At 64.1% G+C, this 2,967-nt stretch carries 2 pseudogenes; both read right to left on the bottom strand.

The features are described 5' to 3' along the window. Positions 1 to 1,532: pseudogene (tnpC, locus tag AYJ54_RS18765) on the bottom strand (IS66 family transposase); the annotation flags it as partial. Between the two features lie 392 nt (positions 1,533 to 1,924). Next, positions 1,925 to 2,914 (bottom strand): annotated as a pseudogene (locus AYJ54_RS18760) (IS91 family transposase); the annotation flags it as partial. Positions 2,915 to 2,967: the final 53 nt, after the last annotated feature.

Genomic DNA, 2,967 nt, shown 5'->3' with positions numbered 1-2,967 from the left:
CTTGCGGATCGACGCCGTTCATTTTCGCTGTGACGATCAGGCTGTACATGGCCGCCGCACGCCGTCCACCGCGATCAAAGCCGCAGAACAGCCCGGACTTCCGGCCAAATGCATGCCTCGCAAGCCTCGTTCGGCGGCGTTGTTCGAGAGGCAAACTCGCCCGTCCTCCAGGAACAGCGTGAAGCTCGCCCAACGCTTGAGGATGTAGTTGAACGCCTTGGCCAGGTCTTGGCCGCGGGACAGTTTGGCGAGCTGTTCGCGCATATAGACCTGCAAGTCTTCGATCAAGGGCCGGCTCAGCGTCTGCCGCACCTGAAGGCGCTCCTTGGCGCTCTTGCCGTTGATTGAGCGTTCGATCTCGAACAGCGCGTCGATCCGTCGCACGACCTCAATCGCCATCGGAGAGAGCAGGATTTCCTTTTGCCCGCAGCCTTGCCGCGCATTCTCTTCGATCTCGGCCATGGCGAAGAACGGGCGCCTTCCATGCGACCAGCAGGCAGCTTCGCGGATCGGTCCGGGTTGGTGCCCCGCCAGATAGAACTGGTTGTACCCGTCTAGGCGTCGGCCTGCAGGATGCCGGCATACCGGGCCAGATGTACCTGGGGATGCTCGCCCTTGCGGTCGCGTGAGTAATAGAACATTGCCGCCGGTGGGTCCGCGCCCCCAAACGGTCGGTCGTCCCGGACGTAGATCCAGCACCGGCCCGTGTCGGTCTTGCCCTTGGCCAGCACCGGCACGGTCGTATCATCGGCATGAAGGCGCTCGGCCGCCATCACTTGGGCCTCAAGGCGGCGCAGCAACGGATCTAGCGAGGCACAGACCGCCCCAACGGCATCCGCCATGGTCGACAGTGCGATCGGCACGCCTTCCAGAGCGTAGCGCTCGGCCTGGCGGTTGAGCGGCTGATGCTGACCGAACTTCTCGAACATGATCATGGCCAGGAGGCTCGGGCCAGCCCATCCCCGAGCGATGGCATGGAACGGCGCCGGCGCCCGGCTGATCTTCTCGCAGTCGCGGCAGGAGAACTTCTCCCGGACCGTCTCGATCACCTTCCACTGGCGCGGCACCACTTCCAGCGTCTGCGTCACGTCCTCGCTGAGCTTGCGAAGGCGATTGCTGCCGCAGCATTCACAACCCGTCGGCCCATCGATTACCTCCCGCTCCCGGGGAAGGTGCTCGGGGAAGGTCTGGCGCTCGGCGCGCTTGCGGGTAAATCCCCGCACCGTCGTCGTCTTGGCCACGGCTCGTTCCGCCGCAAGCTCGTCCTCGGTGGCGTCGGCTTCCAGCTCTTCGAACGTCAGCGCCAACTGCTCGATCAGCCGCGCCGAACGTTCCGACCGTTGCCCGTAGATCTGATGCTTCAGCTTGGCGATCTGCAGCTTCTGCTGGGCGATCAGCGCCTCGTGTTCCGACGATTTCGCGCGGGCGACCGCGAGTTCAGCCGCAATCTCCAAACCTTTCGCGCGCTCGGCCGCCAGCGCCTTCTTCAGGGCGGCAACGTCATCCGGAACAGCGTCGCGGTCAGCATCCATGCGACGCAGTGAATCACAGATTGAACGCGTTGGGACTCTTGAGGGTTCTGTGAGGTCGCGGGGCAGGCGCGGAGCCGCGCGCTCGGTCGGGCGTGCGACCTCATAGAAGCCGGATTGAACGAAGCTGCGGAGTTGTGGGCGCTATGGGAATAGTGCAGCGGGTGCGGCTGCTGGGAAGGCGCGCCTGTGGTCGCTGCGCGTCGGCGAGTCATTCATCGGATGTGAGGGGCCGGATTGATCGGTCCAAGGGCGCGATCCAGCGAGCGACTTGCTGCGCTGGGATGCGTGGCCGAACGATTGGCAGGGTGTTCGGTGACGAGCGCGGCCACGGCGACTTTGGGCGTTGCCGTGGAGAAGGTGATCACAGAAGCGGTGGATGGTGCAGGCGCTGGTCATGACGTATCACAACGAAACGGATGGTCGCGGGCGCAGGCTCGCGGGACGACATCGACGCGCCGCATGGTGCCGCCACAATGCGGGCAGACGGGGATCTCACATTTGGTGAGGGGATCGTCGCCGGCTTCTTGATCCGTCGGAGCGTTGCGGACAGCAAGGAGTTGACGGCAGAGAGCGATTTTATCGTTGCGTCCGCCATTGGCAAGGAAGCCATAGTGGCGGATGCGGTGGAAGCCGTCCGGCAGGGAGTGCAGGAGAAAGCGACGAATGAACTCGTCGGCATCAAGCGTCATGACTTTGGTTTTGCGGTTCTGCCGATAGTCCTTCCAGGAAAAGCTCACCTTGCCATCGGCAAGCGAGATCAGCCTACTGTTCGCGATGGCGACGCGATGCGTATAGCGGCCGAGATAAGCCAGCACCTGTTCCGGCCCACCAAATGGCGGCTTGGCATAGACGACCCAGTCGGTCCGTCGAAGTTGATTAAGGCGCGCGGCGAATGCAGTGGGATCGGCGAGATGGGCGAGAGCGCCAAAGAAGCCGAGCTCGCCAGCCGCGAAGGCAGCTTGCAGCTCTTGCAGAAACAGGCGACGGAACAGCCGGGAGAGGACGCGCACTGGCAGGAAGAAGCCGGGCCGGCAAGCGACCCAGCGTGTGCCGTCGAGCGAGGGTCCACCGCCCGGCACGACGCAGTGGATATGCGGATGGTGTTGCAGGGTCTGGCCCCAGGTATGGAGGACGGCGGTCACGCCGAGCTGAGCGCCGAGATGCTTGGGGTCGGCTGCGATGGTGGTGAGCGTCTCGGCCGCGCAGCGGAACAGGATGGCATAGACGGCGGCCTTGTTCTGAAAGGCGATCTCTCCGGCGGGGGCCGGCATGGTGAAGACGACGTGGAAATACGGTACGGGAAGGAGTTCAGCTTGCCGTTCGGCGAGCCATTGCGCGCGCGCCGCGCCCTGGCACTTCGGGCAATGCCGATTGCGGCAGGTAATGGGTGACGCCCATTACCTGCCTTATGGGCAAAGCCGGTAATGGGGAGCTG

Origin of the sequence: Bradyrhizobium centrolobii (genome assembly GCF_001641635.1) — a bacterium.
GTDB lineage: Bacteria > Pseudomonadota > Alphaproteobacteria > Rhizobiales > Xanthobacteraceae > Bradyrhizobium > Bradyrhizobium centrolobii.
This window is presented reverse-complemented; position numbering and strand designations above follow the sequence as displayed.